General features: G+C 49.9%; 18 protein-coding genes. 2 read left to right on the top strand and 16 right to left on the bottom strand.

Going from position 1 to position 24,208, the window contains the following annotated elements; translation table 11 throughout:
* Positions 1 to 2: 2 nt before the first annotated feature.
* The 5 genes from IEX60_RS03270 to IEX60_RS03250 form a co-directional block, all read right to left on the bottom strand.
* Complete coding sequence (locus IEX60_RS03270) at positions 3 to 3,308, bottom strand: SusC/RagA family TonB-linked outer membrane protein (protein WP_229717391.1); 3,306 nt, start codon at positions 3,306 to 3,308, stop codon at positions 3 to 5.
* Positions 3,309 to 3,508: 200 nt separating this feature from the next.
* Positions 3,509 to 4,744, bottom strand: coding sequence for a FecR family protein (locus IEX60_RS03265; protein WP_188747290.1), 1,236 nt, complete (start codon positions 4,742 to 4,744; stop codon positions 3,509 to 3,511).
* Between the two features lie 100 nt (positions 4,745 to 4,844).
* Positions 4,845 to 5,426: a sigma-70 family RNA polymerase sigma factor gene (locus IEX60_RS03260; protein WP_188747289.1), complete on the bottom strand. Its 582-nt coding sequence runs from the start codon at positions 5,424 to 5,426 to the stop codon at positions 4,845 to 4,847.
* A 99-nt stretch (positions 5,427 to 5,525) separates the two neighbouring features.
* Positions 5,526 to 6,362, bottom strand: coding sequence for an IolE/MocC family protein (locus tag IEX60_RS03255; RefSeq protein ID WP_188747287.1), 837 nt, complete (start codon positions 6,360 to 6,362; stop codon positions 5,526 to 5,528).
* Positions 6,362 to 7,177: a phytanoyl-CoA dioxygenase family protein gene (locus tag IEX60_RS03250; protein WP_188747285.1), complete on the bottom strand. Its 816-nt coding sequence runs from the start codon at positions 7,175 to 7,177 to the stop codon at positions 6,362 to 6,364. Before IEX60_RS03250 ends, IEX60_RS03255 begins: the two co-directional genes overlap by 1 nt.
* A gap of 184 nt (positions 7,178 to 7,361) precedes the next feature.
* Here IEX60_RS03250 and IEX60_RS03245 point away from each other — a divergent pair, with 184 nt between their 5' ends.
* On the top strand, positions 7,362 to 8,237 hold the full coding sequence (locus IEX60_RS03245; RefSeq protein WP_188747283.1) for a helix-turn-helix transcriptional regulator: 876 nt from the start codon (positions 7,362 to 7,364) through the stop codon (positions 8,235 to 8,237).
* A 16-nt stretch (positions 8,238 to 8,253) separates the two neighbouring features.
* On the opposite strand, the gene IEX60_RS03240 is transcribed toward IEX60_RS03245, so the two are convergent.
* The 11 genes from IEX60_RS03240 to IEX60_RS03190 all read right to left on the bottom strand — a co-directional run bounded on the left by IEX60_RS03240 (position 8,254) and on the right by IEX60_RS03190 (position 20,599).
* Entirely contained in the window at positions 8,254 to 9,606 is a 1,353-nt protein-coding gene (locus IEX60_RS03240; RefSeq protein ID WP_188747281.1) for an alkaline phosphatase family protein, read from the bottom strand.
* Positions 9,603 to 10,820, bottom strand: a complete 1,218-nt coding sequence (eboE, locus tag IEX60_RS03235) for a metabolite traffic protein EboE (protein ID WP_188747279.1) — start codon at positions 10,818 to 10,820, stop codon at positions 9,603 to 9,605. Before eboE ends, IEX60_RS03240 begins: the two co-directional genes overlap by 4 nt.
* Position 10,821: 1 nt before the next feature.
* Positions 10,822 to 11,982: a 3-dehydroquinate synthase gene (locus IEX60_RS03230; protein WP_188747277.1), complete on the bottom strand. Its 1,161-nt coding sequence runs from the start codon at positions 11,980 to 11,982 to the stop codon at positions 10,822 to 10,824.
* A 7-nt stretch (positions 11,983 to 11,989) separates the two neighbouring features.
* On the bottom strand, positions 11,990 to 12,877 hold the full coding sequence (gene eboC, locus IEX60_RS03225; protein WP_188747275.1) for a UbiA-like protein EboC: 888 nt from the start codon (positions 12,875 to 12,877) through the stop codon (positions 11,990 to 11,992).
* Between the two features lie 6 nt (positions 12,878 to 12,883).
* Positions 12,884 to 13,864, bottom strand: a complete 981-nt coding sequence (locus tag IEX60_RS03220; protein WP_188747273.1) for a TatD family hydrolase — start codon at positions 13,862 to 13,864, stop codon at positions 12,884 to 12,886.
* Positions 13,865 to 13,869: 5 nt separating this feature from the next.
* On the bottom strand, positions 13,870 to 14,748 hold the full coding sequence (locus IEX60_RS03215; protein WP_188747271.1) for an EboA domain-containing protein: 879 nt from the start codon (positions 14,746 to 14,748) through the stop codon (positions 13,870 to 13,872).
* 17 nt (positions 14,749 to 14,765) lie between these two features.
* Positions 14,766 to 15,551: a 3-keto-disaccharide hydrolase gene (locus IEX60_RS03210; RefSeq protein ID WP_188747269.1), complete on the bottom strand. Its 786-nt coding sequence runs from the start codon at positions 15,549 to 15,551 to the stop codon at positions 14,766 to 14,768.
* A 24-nt stretch (positions 15,552 to 15,575) separates the two neighbouring features.
* The gene (locus IEX60_RS03205) at positions 15,576 to 16,730 is read right to left on the bottom strand and encodes a Gfo/Idh/MocA family protein (protein WP_188747267.1); all 1,155 of its coding nucleotides are present in this window, start codon (positions 16,728 to 16,730) and stop codon (positions 15,576 to 15,578) included.
* An 87-nt stretch (positions 16,731 to 16,817) separates the two neighbouring features.
* Positions 16,818 to 17,852: a sugar phosphate isomerase/epimerase family protein gene (locus IEX60_RS03200; protein WP_188747265.1), complete on the bottom strand. Its 1,035-nt coding sequence runs from the start codon at positions 17,850 to 17,852 to the stop codon at positions 16,818 to 16,820.
* Between the two features lie 39 nt (positions 17,853 to 17,891).
* Positions 17,892 to 19,109: a cupin domain-containing protein gene (locus IEX60_RS03195; RefSeq protein WP_188747263.1), complete on the bottom strand. Its 1,218-nt coding sequence runs from the start codon at positions 19,107 to 19,109 to the stop codon at positions 17,892 to 17,894.
* A gap of 230 nt (positions 19,110 to 19,339) precedes the next feature.
* A complete protein-coding gene (locus IEX60_RS03190) occupies positions 19,340 to 20,599 on the bottom strand; it encodes an MFS transporter (protein WP_188747260.1) in 1,260 nt (419 codons plus the stop codon).
* Between the two features lie 411 nt (positions 20,600 to 21,010).
* Here IEX60_RS03190 and IEX60_RS03185 point away from each other — a divergent pair, with 411 nt between their 5' ends.
* Positions 21,011 to 24,175: a PVC-type heme-binding CxxCH protein gene (locus tag IEX60_RS03185; RefSeq protein ID WP_188747257.1), complete on the top strand. Its 3,165-nt coding sequence runs from the start codon at positions 21,011 to 21,013 to the stop codon at positions 24,173 to 24,175.
* The last annotated feature ends 33 nt before the right edge of the window (positions 24,176 to 24,208 follow it).

The following is a 24,208-nucleotide window of genomic DNA, read 5'->3' as shown; positions in this document are numbered from 1 at the left end:
AATTAAAAACTCAAGTTTACACCCAACGAATACGTGGAGACCACGGGCAGGACGTTATCCCTAATCTTGGCGCCCGTTTCTGGATCACCGCCGAACCAATCGGTAAAGGTGCCCAAATTCTTCGCGGTGGCGAACACTTTCAACGAACCGATACGGGCGGCCGACAGCCACGGCTGATTAAACGTATATGACAAGGTTACATCCTGTATCCGTACGAACCCCCTGCTTTGCAGACCGAGGAAACGGCCGTCACCCGCAAAACTGGCAGAGGGATATACACTACTAGGGTTATCTGATGTCCAATAGGGTATAGCGTGCAGGTTGTCGTTAAAGCGTCCTGTCCCACTTGTCATGTAGGCGGACGGATTACTCAGCAAATACATATTATTACCTCCAAAGGTTCCGGTCACCATCACATAAAGACCAAAACTCTTATAGTTCAGGTTACTACTAAAATTCAGGCGGAAATTTTCCTTGTCATAGCCCAGAATTTTCCGGTCGGCAGTAGTGATACCCGGTTCCCCATCCAGATCCCGGTACTTCGGCGCACCCGGGGCCGCCCCGGTCAATTCGATGTATTCTGTGTCATCTTCCTGAACGATGCCGATCTGTTCATAGCCATAGATGGCTCCCAGTGATTTGCCAATGAATCGACTATTGGCAATGTCGTCATCCTCTCGTCCATCGCCATCCAGGTCCTCCCCATACAGGGAAACCAGCTTGTTGAAATTTTTCCAGAACGTAAACGTGGTGCTCCACGTCAAATCAGGCCGTTGTATATTCACCGTACGCACCGTTGCCTCGATACCCGTATTGTTCACCTGCCCCATGGACGCCTTCATTTCTTTGAAGCCCGTCATGACCGGAATGTTCCGGGTAAAGATCTGATCGGTAGTCTTGGCAAAATAGACATCCAAATCGGCAAAAATACGGTTGCCTAACCAAGCCGATTCAAACCCTGCGTTCCAAGAAGAAGTCGTTTCCCAGCCAAGCAATGCATTTCCGAGGGCGTCCTGAGATAATCCATAATAGATGCTGCCCGGCGTATTGGAGAATTCATAACGTATACCACCGCTGGCCGCGTTAATAATAGTAGACAAGGTTCCATAAGGATCTAAACCTTGGTTACCATTCTGCCCCCAAGAAAATTTAAGTTTCATGTCATTCAACACCGTCAATGGTTCCATAAATGGCTCGTTGGTAATACGCCAAGCCACCCCAGCTGCCCAAAAATTGGCCCACTTGTTGTCTACACCAAATACAGACGCTCCATCTCGACGATATGATCCAGTAAAGAAATATTTATCATTAAAAGCGTAGTTCACACGACCCAGGTAGCCGATATTTGTACGCTCGTTGCCATTTAGATTGATCCGTTGAACCGTTGCCTTATGCAGGCCTTGAATACCGAGTATGGTGTTGCCATTGGCAGCGAAGTCACTACCCGAAGCAACTTCCTGTTCGTATTTTGAAAAGTCTCTTGTACCGACTAATGTTACGTCCACTGCATGCGCTCCAAAGGTTTTGTTATAGTTGATGATATTATCAAATACATAACTAAACGTCTTTCGGCGATCGATGCTTCCATTCGCGTTGGTCAAGAAGCCTTGGATAGTTGCTGGCAAATATCGATCGGGGGAATCTCCCTCCTGTACATAGTTGCTTTCATAGTAGAAGTTACCGTAATACGTTTGGTTTTGATTGAGTAAATAATTAACCCGATAGCTTAATCCGTCAACCCAAGGCACTTTCACTACCGCATGTGTATTCAACCGATAATTGTGAAGAAAATCTTCGTTATCACGGGTATCATCATCGACTCCCCACAAAGGGTTGGTCAGTGATTGGGTATAGGGATATTTTTCAAGATTACCCTGATCATCGCGATACATCACGCCATAGGGGGACATAGCCTGTGCAGCGCCGACATTAGCGGCCACTCCTGAATAATCACGTCTTGAAAAGCCTGCATCCACCCCAACTTCCAGCCATTTAGTGATTTGGGTATTTATTTTTCCCAAGATAGCAATGCGGTTGAATTGATCGCCCACGATAACACTTTTGTTATCATCAAATGACGTAGACAAATAGTAGTTAATGTTTTCGGTGGCGCCTGAGATTGCCGCTTGGTAATTCTGCATCGCACCCGTACGGGTTACTTCGTCCAGCCAAACCGTCTCACGTCCTGCCTCCCGATTAGCTAGCTCACCGGGCTTCAACCAATTGGTTGTTCCTTCGGTGTATTGGTTACGGTCATTGACCACGGCCAACCATTCCTCGCCGCGTAACATAACCGGTTGATCCTGCCATTGCTGAAAGCCCACGGACGAGTTGAAGCTGATAGTAGGTTTGCCTGTACGACCTCGCTTAGTAGTAACGGCAATAACACCATTGGCTGATCGCGAGCCATAGGTCGCAGCCGATGTCGCATCTTTAAGCACGTCGATTGTAGCGATGTCGTTCGGGCTGATGTCACTCAAACTCCCCATGAAGATGACACCATCCAGCACAATCAACGGTGTGTTGCTTCCGCTAATGGAATTCTGACCCCTGATTTGGATCCCCGGCTCCCCACCCGCCGAATTGGTTGCACCGATATTCAATCCACTAACGCTACCCTTAAGTGCTTCGAGTGCATTGAGATTTGGAGCTAATGCAACCGGCGAATTTTCAAGATTCAACGACCCCACCGAACCGGTGAAGTCTTTCCGTTTCGTGGTGCCGTATCCCACTACGACCACTTCATCTAGATCCGACGATTCGAATTGCAGTACGACATTCACGGTATGCTGGCTGCCTAGGGTAAGTTCCTGTGTCAAAAAGCCCAGTGCGCGGAACACCAGCACTTCCCCTGCCGATGCCTGCACCTGAAATTGCCCATTGGCATCCGTGGCAGTACCGCGGGATGTTCCACGCACCAGCACCGACACGCCTTCCAGCGGGTTACCGAGCGAGTCACGGATGGTCCCTGCAAATAACTCTTGTACAGGCGCAGCAGGATGGATAACGGGTGTTTTTCGTGGTTTGATCACGACCGTCTTATCGTCGTTAAATACAAACTCCAACGGCTGATCTGCAAAACATTGTTCCAGCACCTCTTTGAAAGGTGCTTCACTTACCTGCAGGGTAATGCGCGGCACCTTCCGAATCAGTTTGGCATCGTAAATAAAATCATATCCACTTTGTTGCGACAATTGATACAGCACCTGAGCAACAGATGCATTCTTCACATGAAGGCTCACTGCTTGCCCATGACTGGCAACAGCCAACTGAGTGAACGCAACGGTCAACAACACTGTCATTTTCATAATCACCAAATAGGGTAATGAATGAATAATCGGCCTTCCGCAAAGACATGCGGTAAATTTTTTATACATTTGAATTTGGGTTATAATTAATAATTGGTTTACCTCATCAATTTTATTAGTTACCGCCCGTTCGTATAACGAACAACGACCGGGTGCGGGCCAACGCACCTGGTTTTTTGGGTAACTGTTTTTTGGGTATTTTATTTTGCCATTACAGTTATCCTCCTTTCTGTTATTTTAAAATCCACCAAGCCGGTGGTCCTGAAATTTTCCAGCAACTGCGTAATGCTTTTTGATCGTTGGAAGATACCCCCAAATCGCTTGTCGTCCATTTTACCCACATACGCTACTTCCACATCATACCAACGGGCTACCCGTTCCATAATACTTCTGATGTTTTCGTCATTGAAAATGAAATACCCGTTATGCCAAGCCAGGTCTCCGTCCAAATCAGCCTTTTCAACAACCAATCCGGTTTGCCCCGCAGTGCAGGTGGCTACCTCGCCCGGCTGCAGCCTTACAGCCTCTGCTGTATTCGTGACCACACGCACACTTCCTTCTACCAATGTAGTCTTGGTTTGCTGTTCGTGGTACGCGTTGATATTAAATACGGTGCCGAGTACTTCCACTTGTTGACTAGCCGTTTTGACGATGAACGGGATTTTGGATGGCGCCGTTGTCGGACCGCCATTTTCCGATAGCCGTTGCGTGACCTCGAAATAGGCTTCACCGGTTAGTTCAACTTCCCTGCTCATACCTGTGAAGCGCGTCGGGTAACGCAGTGTTGACGCAGAATTGAGGTGTACTTTCGTGCCGTCAGGCAGTACTAAACGGTATTGCCCACCCTTGGGAATTTGAATTGTATTGTAGGTAACGGCTTCTATTTCTGTAGCTGATTTTGACGAGGATTCATAGCTAATTTCGCCTTCCGCCAGCTTATTGATGTGTATCCCTGCTTCCTCTGCCAATAAGCCAACACCCGATTCATCCAACGTGATCGTACGACCATCGCCCAAAGTAATGACGGCACGATCATTCCCCGGCGCTATTCCGGCCTGTGTTACGGCTTGAGCCAATGTCATCCCATCGGAATCGTCCGGCACCTTGAAAAAGATGAAATAAGAAGCTACCGACACAACTAACAGGATGCTTGCGGCGACCGCTGCCCGGTACCACAAAACGGGCCAAAAACGAGTACCTGCTGAGGAGCGTTCTTCCGTTTGAATGGTTTCCGAAAGCCGTGCCAACATCGCTGAGCCTTGCTCTTGGGTAAAAACAGGATGATCGGGATTAAAACGCTTCCATGCACTCGCAAAAAGCTTTTCGGTGAGCTTTTTATTTTTAGGATCCGCGAAATACGCGAGCAATTCATCGTGTTCTTCAGGCGTAATGGTTTTATCCATTGCCCGCTCGAATAATATAGTAAGTCGCGACATCTCCATCCCTTTTTGGATATAGCTAATTGGTTTTTTGCTATAAAGACACGGCCACGCGGAAAAGTGGATATGGAAAATGAAATTTTTTGAAAAAATTTAATTACTGGAATAGCACCATCCAGTAGAATAGCGATGTGGCAGCAGCCGCTTTTACAAAGTCACGGATAAACTTCATGGCCAGGTGCTGGTATTTCTTGACGGATTCAATGGAAAGGCTCATCCGCCGGGAAATTTCAGGGGTCTTAACCCCCTGCCGGCGGAGGGTAAAAACTTTTTGCTGCTGCGGCGGTAGCAGTTGTACCGCTTGCTCTAACAGGTCGTAGGGATCGCTGCTACCTTCCTCCAAAGTCTCCGCCACATTGTCCACCTCACGGAGATAGGCGGTATGTCTTTTCTGCTCAGCAGCCTGTTTCCTGACATGGTTTAACGTATGATTCCGGCAGAGAATAAATAGGTACGCATCAAAATTTTCGATCAACGGGAGGGACTCCCTATTTATCCAGATTTTGGTGAATACTTCCAGTACGATTTCTTCAGTGGCTTCAAGGTCGTGGGTAAACAATTGCACAAATTCGCCGATGTGATTGTAGTAGGCATGAAACAATTCGCCAAACGCCCTTTCATCACCTTTGGAAATACGATTCAGCAAAATTGTTTCGTTATCTTGTCTGTGAAGCGGCATCAATTCAATATTAGGCAACCGAAATTTTGGCGTATTCGGCTTATTGCAATACTAATGGCTTTTTTAAAAAAGCGCAACCTGCACTGTCCTGTTTTTTGATTAGACTTCCTTATATCTTTCTTGAAGCATCTGCCGCATCCAGCAATTGATTTCCCACTGGTTGGTAAGGGGTTGCGTAGTAAAGGGACGATACTGCATATAGGGGTAAGCCCCGAATTCAGGTGTAATGGTAGCCCGGTCGCTCCCTGTTTTCTTTAAATGGGTTATCCATCGATCCCACCAAGCCAGGTGATGCATCAGTGCTTCTTCGTTTTCCGGCGCCCGTGGGTCGGTAACCTGCGGCCCCTCCGGAAAGCCCACACGGGCATGCAGGTGCCTGCCATGCCGGATGGCCAGATCGATGGCATCGTCCTGATCTTCGAGGTAACTTTCCGAAACGCAGACCCAATGTGAAAAGTCGAGCGCAAGTTCCAAAGACGGAAACTCCATCAGGTAATCTTTGACGACATGCGCTGCAAACGACCATTTGTTGCGGTGTGTCTCCTGGATAATCCGGACCGAGGACTCCCGGCTGATCCGGTCGCATACTTCAAAGCATGCTTCCATCTGCGTGTGGCTGTAATATTCCCTGCCGGTTTGAGAAACAATAAACTCCGGTTTTGCGGCCCCGCTTTGATATTCCAACAACGTGTAGAGGTTGCGCTCCAATGCCTCGATATACCGATTGAAATCCTTTCCCTCGTGAAGTTCTGCGTGGAGCAGGATATAAGACAGGCCTGCATCGCTGAGTGTGCTGACCATGTCACGGTTGTTGGGCATATCGCCCAATGGAAAAACCTCCACACCCACGAATCCCTCCTGCTTTACCTGCCTCGTGAATTGTGGCCAATCGATGTGTTCGCTTCCCCAGCGCGGGCAATAAAAGTCTATTTGCATCAGCGTTTATAAATAAGCGGATTTTGTTCGTCGTTATTTAATAGATCTCCTACTTTCAGGGTGCTCAGGTATTCATCGGGCAGGATATTGGGTATTCCGTTATAAGTATTTCCATCCGGCATGTACGCGCAGGTCATCGCCCGGCGGAATCCCGGAGTCATATTGGCGTGGGCACCGTGGATAGTCAAGCCATTGTGAAAGGAACAGCTACCGGCCTTCATGACCGCCGCGTGGGACTTCGTCTGCTTAAATTCGGGATATACTTCAAAAATACCGCCCATGTTCTTTCCGATACCGGTATTTTCGAAGGTTGTCGTTTTGTGTGAGCCGGGAATAAAGAACAAGCATCCATTTTCCAACGTTGCGTCATCCAGCGCCACCCAGATGGATAATGCCCGTCGATCGGAAAACGACCAAAACGGTGTATCCAGGTGCCAGGAAGTCGGATTCGCCCAAGGCCGTTTGATCAACGCTTGGTCGTGCCAGATGCGGATACCATCCGCCCCCGCCAAATCGGCCGCCATTTTACCGATACGCTCGTCGACCATTAACTGCTTCATCTCCTCACTGGTTTGCCATAGGTTCAACAGCTGGTCAAATACGTTATTGTAATAGGCAGCATCTTCATTGATGCCGTCGTCATCACCAAGCCGGACGTCTTTACCCGGCATTTTCAGCCCATTACGCTCCTTGATTGCCTGGGTAACCGTACGACGCCAGTGCTCCAGCTCTTCGGCATTCAAAAAATCTTCTACGATCACATAGCCGTTTTCACGATAAAAATCTAGTTGTTCTTTGCTCAAATCCGTGTTCATAACTGTATTACAATTGGTGAATATATATGACAAATATCGTTGTATGAAGGGGTAGATAAAATGACCGATCTTCATCTTTCTTTGCACTTTTTGATATTTTCAAATTCTCTTCCTCCAACTCGTTAAGGTTTGTGAATACCGTTTGATTTCGGTATGTTTGATACATTGATTGTGCAAACCAATTATGAATAATTACCATAAATATCTGCATACGAGAGGTATTGACCGTGATTTAGGCTTTTACGTCACAACAGTTGGATACAACCAAATTGATAAGCATACCCAGTATCCCGATGTGAGTCAACATCCGGCAGACCATGTCTTTTCCTGGAATAAGGGGCGTATCCTTGATGGATATTACATTGTGTTTATTACCGGCGGACGCGGGGTATTTGAATCGGCCAATACACCGCCCCAAGTGATCGAATCGGGTATGTGCTTTCTGCTGTTTCCAGGCATTTGGCACCGGTATAAACCCAATCCCGCGTTCGGCTGGGAGGAATATTGGGTGGGTTTTAACGGGGACTATCCAAGGCGCGTTATGGACCGTCTGTTCCGCCCCGAAACTCCGTTTATCAAGACGGGATTAAGCAAGGATGTGATGGCTGCATTTACCCAGTTATTGAGTACGGTTTCACAAGCCCAAATGGGCTACCAACAGATTATCGCCGGCATTACATTGCAGCTTATCGGACTGCTTAACCGGGTCAACCTGACCGAAAAAACGGACAACGACCCGGAATCTGTGTGGGTATCCAAAGCCATACTGAAACTTCAGAGCGAACTGGCAACTCCCATCCGGATGGAAGAACTGGCTGCAGAATTCCCGATCAGTTATTCGAAGTTCAGAAAATCTTTCAAGCGGATTACCGGAAAATCTCCTAATCAGTACCACCTCGATCTCCGCCTTGATAAGGCCGAAGAACTGCTCAAAACCACCCGTCTTACGGTTACGGAAATCGGTTATCATACCGGCTTTGATTCTCCGTTTTATTTTTCTCGTTTATTCAAAAAGAAGTTCGGGATTTCGCCTAAAACCTTGCGGATTTCCCATACGTGAGCGATCGGGAACACATTTATCCCATTAGGCTTGCCAAAATGAGTTCCTTGACCGAAGTAGGCTCCAGTACATCGCCGGGCAGTTTATCTTTGCCGATCAATACCGGATAATAAGCTTCGGGGATATCGACAGCTCCGTGCGAGCCTTTCACCAGCGAAGCGTCCAACGGAATGACATCAAGGACGTACCGGAAACCCAGCTTTTTCCGCAATAGTTTGTAGGCGGCACGCAATTTGGACGTCATAAACATTTCCACGGGGTCGTAGCCTGGCTTTTTATGGATGTCTACTACGCGGGCATAATCCGGAGCCACGCGATCGTCCAACCAAAAGTAATACGTAAACCAACTATCGGGCTTCGCTACGGCAACCAAATCACCCGCCCGTTCGTGATCGATGTGTGCTTCTTTTTTTTCCATGCCATCCAACAGCCGGTCAATCCCTGCTACATTTTCCAATAGCTTCCTGACCTGTTGCTTCACTTCTTCGTGTTTTGTGTAAATATGGGCAACCTGGTGATCACACACGGCAAACGCCTGGGAGGCACCTGCATCGAGCAGTTCCAATCCGCGCTCCACACGGATGTCCAGCAGGCCAGCCTCACGCAAGATCCGGTTTATGTGTACCGGACGCGATACGGGTACGATGCCGTATTCCGACAGAATGATGACATTAGCGCCGCGCTGTTCATAAAATCCGACCAGCCGCTCCAGCAAAGTATCAATCTCTGCCACTTCCTTCCCGATCTTTTTCAGATCCGGACCGAACTTTTGCTGGCAATAATCAAGATGCGGCAAATAAACCAGGCTCAGCGTGGGACTGTGTTTTTCCTCGACATACATGGCGGCGTCTGCGATCCATTGAGACGATGCGATATTCGCTCCCGGCCCCCAGAAATTAAACAACGGAAACTGCCCAAATTTTGCTTGAAGTTCATCACGCAGGGATGCCGGATGTGAATAGCAATCCGGAATCTTTCTGCCGTCCGCCAGGTAATTGGGACGGGGAGTCAACGAATAATCTGCCCCGCAATACATATTATACCACCAAAACAGCTGCGCACAGGTAAAATCAGGATCAATGCGCTTGGCTGTATCCCAGATCGATTCGGATTGGACGAGTTTATTGGATTGCTTCCAAAACTTTATTTCGCTGTCGGTACGGTCATACCAACCATTGCCCACGATACCATGCGCTGCTGGCCATTCCCCCGTCACATAGGTGGTTTGTACCGCTGTGGTTACTGCGGGGAGCATCGGCTTTATCTTTGCTAACTGATTTTTTTTTAAATAGGCTGCCAAAAAAGGCGTATGGTCGCCGATCAATGCAGACGACAAGCCCACGACATCCAAAACAACGGTTTTCTTCATTTCTTTTCCAATTCTTTCAGCACCCATTGCAATTCACGCGAAATGGAATCTGCAATGGGCAATTGCAGTTCAGGACGAAGCACACCCCATGTATACGTTTCCACTTCCAAATGGGTGGTTACCGGACGTTCTCGCTGCAGGGTCAATACCTCCCGGATATCCGACTGCGTAGACTGCAACAGTCCCATATCTTCCAAAAATACCGGCACGTGGAAATGTGATCGCCATTCCAGGGTGTCGGGATCCTGTAACGCCGCTTGTGCATCCGGCAAATCCCGAAAACGGCGTACATTACCGTTTTTTTGCCGGGCGAGCACCTGATGCAGGTAGGTAGGCTCATCAAATTTTCTAAATGCAGCGCCAATTTCCGCACGGCGGGCCGTATCCTCCGGCAAATGTGCCTTAATGGCGGCGCTGATCTGGAATTTGCCTATCCGTATCCCCTGACGGTCCAGTTCGGCCACTACGACCGGGTGGTGCTCGTATCCCAATGCAAAATGGCACACGTCATAACAGAGCCGGATATGCCGTTTCAATGCCGCTTCGGCCTCGTCGGGGGTCATTCCCAATTGTTCCGAGAGGTGAACCACGCCCAACGGAATCAATTCCTGTGTAAACCATTCGATAAACTCAGGCCCCGTTTCCAACACGCCGTCCGGTTCCGGTTCGATATCCAGATGCAATTCTTTACCCTGCTCCTGACAGATTTGGTGCAAATAAATTGCCACATCGATGAGATGCAATGTCGCCCGCTTTCGCATATCCAACCAAGTGGTTTGGTCCGCGTTATACTGATGCCGGTATCCCAACGGTGAAGTGGAAATCCCACCATCCATCCCTTGCGGCAATAATTTGGAAAGAATGGTAAACAGCCGTTTCGTATATAGAAGCCGCTCGGCTGTCGTCCAATCCGGTGTGTGGACCTGTTCTTTGACCCTCGTGTCATGGAAGGCTCCGAAAGGAAAACCATTCATGGTAAAAATATAACCACCTGCCTGGGTCAACCAATCCTTGAATTCAACCAACTGATCCGGTTGTATCAGTATTGTACTGGCCAGATTGGCCAGCCGCAATCCGATACCCATGGGTTGCGTGGGAGACACCGCCTGTTTGATCTTTGGGAAATGCGTCTTCAACGACTCAAAATGCTGATCCCAGGCTTCGCCTCCATGAATATTGGTACAATAGGTTAACTGTCCGTATGCCGTGATCATATCAACTTACTAAATTAACACCGGTTTGCAGGGCCGCAGCTGCCCGCAGCACTTCCGCTTCATTCAACTCATGTACTTCCACACCGCGACCGATTGCCTTGAGTAGCATGATGGTAAGGCGCCCCCCTAAGTGTTCGCGAAACTCTTCCAAACCGGCCAGCAGGGGATGAACCTCGCCTGTATTTTCCAATAGCGGATGGAAAATCGGCAATCCCAGCTCCTGCAAAACCGTAAGTACCCGCTGTGCATCGCCAGGAGGAAGCATACCGATGATTGCGGAATACACCGTGTCCAATGCGATGCCAATGGCTACCGCTTCACCGTGCAATACCTCGAAACCGGAAAGCTGTTCCAGCTTGTGGGCGCTCCAATGACCGAAATCGAGCGGTCTCGAAGAACCGAATTCAAAAGGATCGGTCCCGGCAATATGCTGGAGGTGCAGCTCCGCACAGCGGAAAATAAGGTAATCCATCGCGTCACTGTCGCGGCGACGTAAGCTCCCGGCATGGCTCTCAATCCAGTCGAAGAAAACAGCATCCTTAATCAGCGCTACCTTTACGGCTTCAGATACACCCGATACCCATGCACGGTCATTCAGCGTCAACAAAAACAGGTTGTCGTTGAAGACGGCCACAGGCGGACTGAACGTGCCTATAAAATTTTTCTTACCCCGGTAATTAATGCCGTTTTTCACGCCCATGCCCGAGTCATTCTGGGAAAGGACAGTCGTCGGCACCCGGAGGTGGCGGATGCCGCGATGTGCAACCGTCGCTGCATAACCCACGGTGTCGAGTACGGCACCGCCACCGATGGCCATGATATACGAATGCCGATCGATCCCGTACCGGTCTACCGACTCAATGATGCGGTCCACATGCTCCGGTTGATTCTTGATCGTTTCGCCACCTGGCACCACTGCGATCTCTCCGACCAATTGAACGGCTGTTTCAGACTCAAAATAATCCCGTATCCGCTCTATGAGTGCCGGATGATGGGTTGCAACCCCCTCATCAATCACCACCAGCAGTTTGGGCACAGGTCCCTCCAAACGCGTCGCAAAAAAATCGCTGAGCAAGCGGTTTTCGGGTGTAAACAACCCCGATGTAAAATGAATATCGTATTGAAAAGAAACTGAAAATTTCTGTTTAATCGTAGACTTCATAAACAAATTATGTAACGGCAAATAGCTTTGCCAGCCAGATGGACAACGGGAACAACAGCAAGGTAGCGAACGTCAATGTCCACATTCCCGCAGCCGCAGTCCAAGCAGCATTCATAAAAATCAGCCCGATTACGCCATGCTTGACGGACTTTCGGACATCGCCCGCTTCCAGCGTACGGATGGCCTTGACGAGCGGTGGGAACACAAATAAGATAAAGGGCAACACCATCCCGACCGCCAGTATGCTACTTTGGTAGTGCACCCCGAAAGCCACGATGCATGCAACAACAACGCCGTATAATAGAGCCGAAAAATACAGGGGCATGCGTTGGCCTCCATGTACCTCACCCCGGCTAATGGTCGTTACGGCTGCAATGTAGATAACCGGAACGACTGCCAGAAACCAAACCTGATCCAACGCCAACAGCGAATAGCCCAACCCAAGCAATAGGTTAAGTCCACGGCATAATCCCATCGCCAGGGGGCCGGCAATTGCGTGATGCTTAGCCCATTTGTCATAGACTAAACACATGACTACAATGGCAAGCGCAATCCCTGACGGCAGCATGCCGACGGTGCCCGCAGCCATCACTCCCATAAGAAATAAAATCGATCCCAATCCTGCCGCACTGCGTATGGACACCCTTCCGCTGGGAATCGGCCGCTCGGGCCGTTCGCGGGCATCCAACTCGGCATCAAACACATCGTTGAAAACCACACCACCTCCGTAAAGCCCCACTGTGGCGATGATCAATGCGATCAAAACCGATCCATCGAGTGTTGACCCATCGGGTACAAATAACAATGCAATGGAAACTCCGGCTAACACATCCGAAATAGCCGTCACTAGGTTAGCCGGCCGCATCAATTGCAGATACGGTTTTAATTTTGCCATACGTGACTACGATATAATGATCGATCCCGCATCTCTCCGCGGCTGTTGCCCGCCACGCAATATGGAATTCCCCTCAAACTTCTGCCCCTGATCGATCACGATATGTTCAGCCAGCATCGACTCATCCAGCTGTCCGCTTTGTCCGAAAGCAGCGACGGCATTTTTGAAACACACTTGTTCGATAACTTCTTTGGAAATACCGCTTTTAACCATCAGCGCAGCGGTTTTGGGAACTGCCAACGGATCACTGATCCCCCAGTCGGCCGCAGAGTTGACCAAGATACGCTCCGGGCCATATTGTTTCACAATTTCCACCATCCGCTCGTTCCCCATCTTGGTAAACGGATAAATCGTGAAGGCGGCCCAGAAGCCCTTGTCCAACACTTCTTTGACCGTCTCTTCGGTATTGTGGTCAATGATGACCTTACCCGGATCCAACCCGTGTTCCAGGGCAATGTCCATACTCCGGGATGTACCCTTGGTTTTATCGCGATGGGGGGTATGTACCTGCACCGGAAGCGCGGCCTCTTTTGCAAGCTCCAGTTGCAGCCGGTAATACTTTTCTTCGGCCGCCGTTTGGTCGTCAAAGCCGATTTCGCCGATACCGACCACCCCTTCTTTATAAATAAAAAAGGGTAACAACTCCATGACCGCTTCGGCCAATGCTTCGTTATTGGCTTCCCGGGAATTCAGCCCGATCGTACAAAAATGCCTGATCCCGAATTGCGAGGCCCGAAAGCGCTCCCAGCCGATCAAGCTGCTGTAATAATCCCGGAAGGTATCAATACCTGTACGTGGTTGTCCTACCCAGAAGGCCGGTTCGATGACTGCAACCACTCCGGCATCGGCCATCGCCTGGTAGTCATCCGTTGTTCTTGACACCATGTGGATATGGGGATCAAAAAACCGGAACCCTTTTACCAAATCCAACTCAAGGGCCACCCGTTCACCCATCGATGCCCGATCTCGCTCACTGTAATTACACATATGCCTTAATCTGTTTGATCCAGCCAGCCGTCCCACGGTGTACCGGCTGTATTTCTTAAATCCGTTAATTCACTATTTCGCGTTATAAAGTCGGTAGCCGGTGCAAAATTGCCTGTACCGAATGCATAGGCAATTGCCTTTCGCGTTAACGTCTGTTGACTTTCTTGGATAATCTGCTCCATGAGCCGGTATGCCCGCTCGTCCAGAAACGGGGCGACCAATATCCATAAGAAGGGATTGATGTTGCGCTTGGCAGCATAAAGCTCGTACGCGTAGTCTACCAACGCTCCGGCCAATTTCCCGTTGTTACGTGTTTTCAGCCCGATGATTTGCGGAATGTTCTCATCCGTGAAAAACGCTTTCAGCACCAGCTGATTCCAGGCACCCTCATCCAAGAAGTGACTGGGATAGGGATTATTGAGGATGACGGCCTGCCTTACGGGTGCCATATTACTACGGATACCTTCCGTGCAACGAAACCGCCATTCGGTGGGATAATGATAAATAGGTAAGGCGGCATATAGCGCCGCCAATTCCTCCATTTCTCCATATTGGAACAGCCGTTCGATCAACGAAATGTAAGCTGACAGTTCCAGCTTGGGAATGTTCATCAGTACCCAGACCCGTATCAGTCTCGCCAATGGCCAGTCTCTAATCAAAAGCGGCAACCGACCCGAGTCGACAGACACTGCCCCGTCAACCGTGATCCGCAACGCGGTATCAGCCGATCGAATCGTACGTGGAACGCCTGTAAAAACCCTTGCCAACGTATTCGGCTGCGGATCGTTGGCTAACCGGTTAACCTGATCTGTTAAGTCATTCCATTCCTGATTGGATAGGTACCGAGTTATCTGATCTTGTAAATCAGCTTCTACATCCTTCATCAATTAGCTAACTCCCATCAAAGATTTTTCAACCGTATGTTCTTGAAAGCGATTTTCATCGGTGGTCCTACGTGCACCTGAAATCCCATCAAGCCTTCAAATTTACGATTTTTCTCGTCATCGTCGGTTACATCACTCATTAAAATGCCGTTGACATAATGTTGCAGGTGATTTCCTTTGGCAACGATACGGAGTTCGTTCCAGTCTTCGGTTTTAATGTGTGCTTTCAGCGAATCCCGGTCGCCCAGGGAACCGGTTTCTTCACCGGCTGTCCAAATGTTACCCTTGGCGTAATCGCTGATCTCACCTTCTACGGGCGGGAGGCGCATCTGCTGCCCGGGAAATGCCAAAATGGTACGCCCACGCTCCTCGTAGTTCTGCCCCGTGTAGGTATTCGCAGCATCGATATCTGCCTGATATCCCCGCAACGCATACGGAAGATCCGGCAATTCTTCACTACGATAGTTAAAACCGCTGTTTCCCTGCCCGGTCAGCTTATACTCAGCAATCAATTCAAAATCTGCGGGGCGTCCTCCGTCCCAGATAATAAAGGAATTCCGTTCCAATTCTTTGCCGGGTTTAATTTCCCCGACAATGGCTCCGTCTTCCACACGCCACAGGGAGGTATCGCCTCTCCAACCGGAGAGCGTTTTACCGTCAAACAAATCGATAAAATCCGATTGGGCTTCTGCTTGTTTATTTGTCTGACTGCCTCCTGATGTACAATTCACAAATAGGGAAGCTACTAAAACAAATCCTCCGATGCCCTTAAGGGCCCGGAGGTTAATTTTTGGTGTTAACATATGCTATTCTTAAAATAAAAACGTTTAGTCAATCGTCACGTCTGTCGTTTTCCAACTCCGCGACTTAGCGGATTCAATTACCGCTTCGCACACTTTCTGCGTTTCGTATGCATTTTGGAAATCGGGCTGGCAAGGCTCCCCTTTTTCCAGGCTTTTCAGAAAATCAGCCGCCTGATGAACAAAGCTGTGTTCATAGCCAATTCCCAATCCCGGCACCCACCACTTATCCATATAGGGATGATCTCCATTGGTTACGTGGATCGAACTCCATCCCTTTACGTCCGAATCGACCGCATTGTCGAAATATTCCAGCCGGTTCAGGTCATGCAGATCCCAGCGGATGGAAGCATGCTCACCGTTGATTTCAAACGTATACAGTGCTTTATGCCCCCGGGCATACCGGGTGGACTCAAACAGCCCCAGTGAGCCATTTGAAAAGCGGCAGTGAAAGATACATGCATCGTCGATCCCAACCGGCTCCAGTTTGCCTGTATCGTTGTGTACGCGCTCTTTCACAAACGTTTCAGTCACCGCTGACACTTCGGAGATCCCGCCATTGATCCACATGGCCGTATCGATACAGTGCGCCAGCAGGTCGCCGGTAACGCCCGACCCTGCCACGTCTACGTCCATCCGCCAAGCGGCGTCGCCGCCCTGGGGAAGATCGGCGTTAATGGTCCAATCCTGCAGGAAGTTTGCACGGTAATGGAAAATCTTACCTAATTTTCCGGAAGCGACGATTTTCTTTGCCAGGGTAACTGCGGGCAAGCGCCGGTAGTTATACCAAACGGTGTTGGCCACACCGGCTTTTGCTACGGCATCCACCATTTTTTTCGATTCTTCCAGGTTTCTAGCCAACGGTTTTTCCGTGAGCACCATCTTACCTGCTTCTGCTGCGGCTATTGCAATTTCCGCGTGAAGGTGATTGGGGGTACAGATATCCACCGCGTCGATATCGTCACGGGCAATCAGTTTCCGCCAGTCCGTTTCGTACGAGGCAAAGCCCCATTGTTCTGCGAATGCCTTTACCTTTTCTTCCCGGCGCGAACATACCGCCTGCAATACCGGCTGGTATTCCAGGTCGGGGAAAAAATTGGGTACCCGGTTGTACCCATTGGAATGGGTCCTGCCCATGAATCCACAACCAATTAATCCGATTCTCAACTCTTTTTTACTCATGTTTTCTGGAGTTATCTAGTTATGTTTTGATTTTCTACCTCGTATTTCGTACCTCGTACCTCTAACCTCGTATTTCGTACCTCACCCTCACTCCTGCCAGCCATGTGCCTCGCGTACGCTGATTAATGCGGCCAGGATATCGTTCCATGTCTGTTGTTTATGCAGCACCTCATTGGGGAACATGCATCCGTCCCAGCAGATGTGCTTGAATGCCTTGGTTAGCTCGCCCTTCTCGTCGCGCAACCAGTAGCCGGCATCGTGTGCGATGTTCAATTTACCATTCGGGTCGTTCGGCAGACAGTGACGTCCGGTCTTATCATGCGAACCCGACCCAAAAACGGTTCCATCGTTCTGAGCTACGTGGAAGTCAATGGTCCAAGGGCGCAGCGCCCGGGTAAGGGTCTGAAGTCCCTCTTCCAACGTCTGACGGTCATTCCAATCGAAGTTTTCCGGCAAAATCCGATCTTCCGGCTGATTATATCCCAATAAGTACAGGAATGTATGCGACATGTCCGCCTGGAATCCCATATTCGGCCGGTCAACTGCCTCCAAGGTATTCAGCATGGCCCGCCAGCTGTGCATACCACCCCAGCAGATTTCTCCCTCCGCAGCCAGCTTTTCACCATAGTCTGCCGCCACATCACAGGCTTCACGGAATGTTTCGGCGATCACCTTCGTATTTCCAACCGGATCTTTCGCCCAATCGGCCGGTGAACAGGAAGAATCAACACGCACCACACCGTAAGGACGGACACCCATTTCGCGCAGTTGCTGCCCAAACTCACATGCCTTACGTACCATATCCACAAATACCACGCGGCTCTCTTTGCTTCCCATAGCCGACCCAGCCCAAATAGGTGCCACCAACGAGCCGATTTTCAAACCGTGGGCAGAAACTTTCTCCGCCAATCGTTCCACTTCGTCTTTTCCGCCATTGATGTTTACGTGCGGTTCCAATAATCCGACATCCACGCCGTCAAATTTCACTCCATCTACTTCAGCTGCCGCCGTGTAGGCCAATAAGTCATCAAACGGAATCACAGGCTCAGAACCTTCTCCCTTCCCTACGATTCCCGGCCATGTTGCGTTGTGCAACTTCGGAAAATTATTTTTCGTATCCATATCTCTCTTATTGTTTGTATCTCGTTTTTTAAAAATAGGTTACGCTAACACCAGGTCGGGATTTCCCGGACCGAAATGTTTCAGCATAACGATTGGATCCGTTTTGGACAGGTTCACAATCTTGACTCCGGCCTGTGCCGCACGTTCGCTCACAAAATACTCGTCGTGCGTCAATTGGCCATAACGGATCAACGCGGGCGTCTCAATGTCCCATACCCCCATGGTCCCATGCCCCTGCATCATGATCATTCCGTAAGCCGCTGCATCCCGGATGGTTACGGTTGCGCCCGGCAACACCGTCAATTCCTTTGCGCTGAAGGCATCCGATTTGTAACATATCCACTTTTCAACGTAACCTGCGTCACGCATTTCAGCTTCGCTACGAACCGGAATGGGAGCCATGAACCGATTTTGCATGGTATTCGGATCCACATTCAGTTCCCAATCGAGCACATCGATCAGTTCGTCAAAATCACCGATCCGGTCTTTGGGCGTCCCGTTCCACAGCAGTTCCTCAGGGATGACGGCCTCGTTGACCAAGGATTGGTACATGGCAAATACATCCGACGCCTTCTGTGGCTCATAGGTACACAAACTTCCCGGTGCGTGCAACAGCCCCGGGGGAACGTCCCACCCGGTACCCGGTTCAAGGCGATAAGCCTGTGAATAGTTTGTAATCTTGTTATCTCCCTTGGTAAAATTGACCAGGCATTCCCGGATCTGGTCTTTCGTTGTACCCGGTGCCAAGCCGATAAATGTGTACGGATAGTCGCCGCCATGGTTGTTCAACTGGGGCGGAAAGTAATACGCTTCCGGTTTTCCCTTTTGGCCTATGAGGGCTGCTTTTTCATCGTTGTGGTGTACGTGATGTGGTAGCGGCCCCATGTTGTCAAAAAATTTGGAATAAATGGGCCAGCTTTTGTATTCGTCCCAAAGACGGGAACCAATAAGTTCGCCTTTCAGCTCGTCGACCGCGTCTTTCAGAAGGAATTGACGCGTTTGTCCTCCATCTTCGTAGACTACCGGGCTCAACCCTTCGTTTTCTCCGGTCAGAGGGCCGTTCTTCGCAGGGGTGGTAGAAGAGAACCAGCGTTCGTCTATGCCCCCACGCGCTCCGCCGAGCACATAGTAATCATCGGGGTGAAGCTTGATCCGGCGGCCGGGCACGCAGAATGACCGGGGTACCCACGTCGGAGCCAAGCGCAATATGCCCTCACCCTGTTCCAATGAATTCTTTGCTAACTTACTTGTTTCCATTTGATGATTTGATAATTTATGTTTAAATCTACTTATTATACGTCTCAAATAGGGCGCTTATTATTCCCCTTTAACCGTTGTTTTGTATCAATTTTGCAATCATTCGGTGTTTCGCCGGAGGCATGATTACAAAATTCGCTGCATATACTTCCCCTATCCGACATATCTCCTCCCAATGCCGGCCCCATTGCGCGGTAACGCAATGAAAAATCGATAACGCTAGCTACTTGCTAATTCAGGGCTTCCTGCGTGGTAGTCTGAACCGATTTCGCCTTCAATGACTTTTGCCAGAAGAAGAAAATGATAAATAATACAATTAGTATCGCAGGAAACGAGACCATTTTGCTCAACGCGTCCTGGCCGGTAGCAAGTTCCAATGCAGAGTCTGTGAGTCCGGCAGCCGCATTTTTTTCGCGGGCTCCATCTATCCAACCACCGATAATGGGTTGAAAAATCGCTGTGGAAAACATGCCGACACCGCCGATTACAGACATCCCCAGCGCGCCGCTGAGGGGAACCCGCTGTGCTGCGGAGCCCACCATGACGGGCCAGAAAAAGCAAACCCCCAAGGCAAATATTACCGCAGCAAAATACGCCATGGGTCCGGTAACGACACTAAAGAGGTAAATGCCAATGGTTGCGAAAATAGCACTCCCCAACAGTACGCCTGTCTGTCCCAGTGCTTTTACTACCGGACCGGCAAAAAACCTACCCACTGCCATCAGGCCCGTAGTCAATGCCAGAATCAGCATGCTATCCGCTCCGCTGTGGCTCATGATAATGGATACCCACTGCTGCGGTCCAAACTCGCTGATTGCGGTAAGCGCCATACAGAAAAACAAAAAGAGAAAAGTGGGTGTAAGCATTGCCTTAAAATTCTGTGCTAACGAAGTCGCACCTTCCACTTTGGCCTTGGGGAATGTCTTTCCATAAAACAATATGACATAGATGAGGGTAGGGATCATCAACACCCACATCTGGGTTTGCCATTGCTGGAAAAAGCCGCCCATATCGGTCATGAATTTAGAGATCAGCGCACCAAGCAGGATACCTCCGGGAAACCACATATGGAATCTGCTCAGCATTTTGTTCATTTTAATGTGGTTGTCCGAATACATGTCTGCGATCATCGGATTACAAGCAGCCTCGGTACAACCATTTCCAAATCCAATGAACAAGGTTGAAATCAGCAGGCCCGTATAACCTCCCGAATAAATGGTCAGCAGAATTCCCAATGTGTGTGCCACAAAGGCCACCCGCATGATATTCCTAGCGCCGAATGAATGGTATACCAACCCACCGATGATCATGGAAATCGGAAATCCCAAAAACCACATGGAATTGATAAAACCGAGCTGTTCAGCCGTCAAATTGAATTGCTCGCCCAACTGGGGTAGAATACCCGCCCGGATGGCAAATGTAAATGCCGTCGTAATAAGCGCGAAACAAGATCCATTGAATAAAGCACTTCTGTTAACGTTTTCGTTCATTTTTTGTGAGTTTTTTAATTGGTTAATATTATCATTTCTTTACGCTTTCAACCCGGCTCATCACTTTCAACCGGGCCGCTGATTCAAAATCCGCACGAAAGATACCTATTAATCGGTAAAAAACCACAGTCGTTTTGTCAGCTCCGCAGTTCAAAGAAAAATTATTGCCTTGTAAGTCTATAACCGCTAGGCGGGGGTATCTTCAATCCAAAGGTAATCTTCGGATCTTACACTTCCGTCCTGCGCTTTCCTGCTTAGTAATGGACCCCGTGCCCCTCGCAAATGGAAGGCCGAATAAAAAATCTTGTTAAAAGTACATTTACTAATTTGTATTTTAGCGACCTAACAATTTATAAACAATAAAACAGCTATAGGTAGCTCCTGAACTGGAGCTATTTAAAACAAACACGGATGAAGAAAACAGAACTGAGAAGCAACGTTGCCAAACTATTTGCTGCCTTTGGATTTCTCCCTATTGCATTATGCCTGCTTCAATGCACCCATCGCCATGCTACGCTGAAATTGAAAAAAGATGCGCACATCATGCTGATTGGAAACAACCTGGGATCTCGGATGATGAATTACGGCTATTTTGAAACGGAAATGCAGCTCCGGTATCCAGACAGTCTCTTATATATCCGTAATATGAGCGATGGGGGAAATACCCCCGGATTCCGGCCCCATTCAGGCAGGCCCTCCCCTTGGGCTTTTCCCGGTGCCGAGCAGTTCCAGACAGAACAGGCAAATGACCCCGATATGCAGGGCCATTTTGAGACACCCGAACAATGGCTTACCCGGCATAGAGCCGATATCATCATCGCTTTTTTCGGCTCCGTTGAATCGTTTGATGGCCCTGAAGGTGTCCAGCGCTACAAAGACGAACTCGATGCTTTTGTAAAATATACGTTGCAGCAACGCTATAACGGCGTATCTACACCGCAGTTAGCCCTGGTATCGCCGATTGCATTCGAAGATCTTTCCGCGAAATATGACCTACCCAATGGCAAACGCGAAAACGACAATTTGTTGTTGTATACACAGGCGATGAAAGCGGTAGCAGACAGCAACCAGGTTCTGTTCGTGGATATGTACACCCCCTTCAAGAAACTGTTTGACAAGGGCAACCGGCAGTGGACAATCGATGGCCTGCAGCTCAATGATGAAGGATATAAAAAGTTTTCGCTGCTGTTGGCCGATGCCGTTTTCGGCAAAAAGAAGGTGAAAGACGACTCCCACCGTGCGCTCGTTCACGCAGCGGTTATGGAAAAGAACTGGATGTGGCATAAAGATTTTAAAATGCCCAACGGTGTCCAGGCTTATGGCCGCCGCTATGACCCATTCGGGCCCGATAATTACCCTGCCGAAATCGCCAAGATCCGCGAGATGACCGCCATCCGGGATGAGGCGATCTGGAAAGCCCTCAAGGGCGAACGGATGAATCTGGACAGTGCGGATGCGTTGACGACCCAGCTACCGGAGGTGAAAACCAACTATGTCCCCAACGGAAAGGACGTGCCGAGATACCTGTACGGTGAGGAGGCACTCAGCAAATTCCGGATGGCACCTGGCTACGAGATTGAATTGTTTGCCTCCGAGGAAGAATTTCCCGACCTGGAGAAACCCATGCAGCTGTCTTTCGATAACCGAGGGCGCCTTTGGGTAGCTACCATGCCTACCTACCCGCATTGGAAGCCCGGGGACCCCAAGCCCAATGATAAAATACTCATCTTCGAAGACACGGACAACGACGGTAAGGCGGATAAGCAGACGATCTTCGCCGACAGCCTGCACCTGCCCGTGGGGTTTGAGCTCGCCCCCGAGGGTGTATACGTTTCACAGGGTACCGATTTTGTTTTGCTGAAGGATACAGACGGCGATGGGAAAGCGGACAAAAAGGAAGTCCTGCTGAGTGGATTCGACGACCACGACACGCATCATGCTCACCATGCCTATACGGCCGATCCATCGGGGGCCATCTACATGGGTACCGGTGTATTCCTGGCCAGCGACATTGAAACCCCCTATGGTACGGTGCGCACCACCAATGGAGGTTTTTTCCGTTACGACCCCAATCGGCGCAAACTGGAATTTGCACAGCTTTCGGTTCCGAACCCCTGGGGCATTGCGTTCGACGATTGGGGTCAAAACTTTTATGCCGAGACATCGGGGCCTGCGGTAAGCTGGATGATGCCCGGGACGGTTAAACCGATATATGGCATCTTCACGCCCAAGTCAAGGAATCTGGTCGAGGAAGCCCATCAGGTACGTCCTACCTCCGGCTTGGAATTCATATCGAGCCGCCATTTCCCAGACGAGGTGCAGGGCGATTTTCTGATCAACAATACCATCGGCTTTTTAGGAACCAAAGAACACACACTGGAAGACGATGGAACGGGGTACAAAAGCCACCACCGGCAGGATCTGCTGCGATCCGAAGATCCCAATTTCCGGCCCGTTGATCTGGAGTTTGCGCCCGACGGTTCGCTCTATGTGATCGATTGGCACAACGTATTGATCGGGCACATGCAGCACAATCAGCGCGATCCGCTGCGGGACCATACGCATGGGCGTATCTACCGTGTTACCTACCCTTCGCGGCCGTTGGTGAAACCGGCCTATATCGCCGATGCGCCCATCGACACGCTGCTGGATAACCTGAAACTGCCCGAATACCGCACCCGCTACCGCACCCGCCGTGAGCTCCGCGGACGGGATTCTTCGGAGGTGTTGGCACACCTGCGGACCTGGGTCAACAAGCTGGACAAAAACGATCCGCACTACGAACACCACCTGCTGGAAGGCTTGTGGGTAAGCTGGGGCCTGAACCGTGTTGATCAGCCCCTGCTCCACCGCCTCCTGCATGCAGATGACTACCGGGTGCGTGCTGCAGCTGTGCGTGTGGTACGCTACACCGGACACCAGGTTGCCGATCAGGCTGACCTGCTAAAGGAAGCTGCAGCCGATGCACACGGGCGCGTCCGCCTGGAAGCACTGGTGGCAGCATCCTGGCTGGATAAAGAACCCGGGCTTGCCATTCTCGAAGAAGCGGCAAAAAAGCCATTGGACGACTGGATGTCCGACGCTTACGGCGCTGCATTTGCCCGCTTGAACGGAAATGTCCATCCGGCCGGTGAAGAACACACAACGGCTACCGACTTAACAGGGAAAGACCTTGAATGGTATAAAAAGGGACAATTGCTCTATGCGCAGGATGGATTTTGCGTGACCTGCCATCAAGCAGACGGAAAGGGTCTCCCCGTTTCCGGCTTCCCGCCCCTGGCGGGCAGCCCTTGGCTCGACAATGACGAGCGGTTGATCAAACTGACGCTGAATGGCCTGCAGGGCCCCATGGAAGTCCTTGGTCACAGCTATCCCGGACAGGTACCCATGACACCCTTTGCGGGTCTGATGAACGATGAAGAAGTGGCCGCCGTACTCACTTACGTAAAAAACGCATTCGGCAATAAAGGTACGCCCGTGGATCCGGAAACCGTAAAGTCTATACGGGCTGCGATAGCCGACAAAAAAGGATTTTATACCCCGGATGAATTGCTGAAAGAGCATCCGTTGAAGTAAGTAATCCAAAAGCCACGGATGCACGAATGGTCA

It is taken from the genome of Parapedobacter defluvii (genome assembly GCF_014642075.1).
Lineage (GTDB): Bacteria > Bacteroidota > Bacteroidia > Sphingobacteriales > Sphingobacteriaceae > Parapedobacter > Parapedobacter defluvii.
The sequence above is the reverse complement of the archived record's forward strand: the minus strand, read 5'-3'. Positions and strand labels throughout refer to the sequence as shown.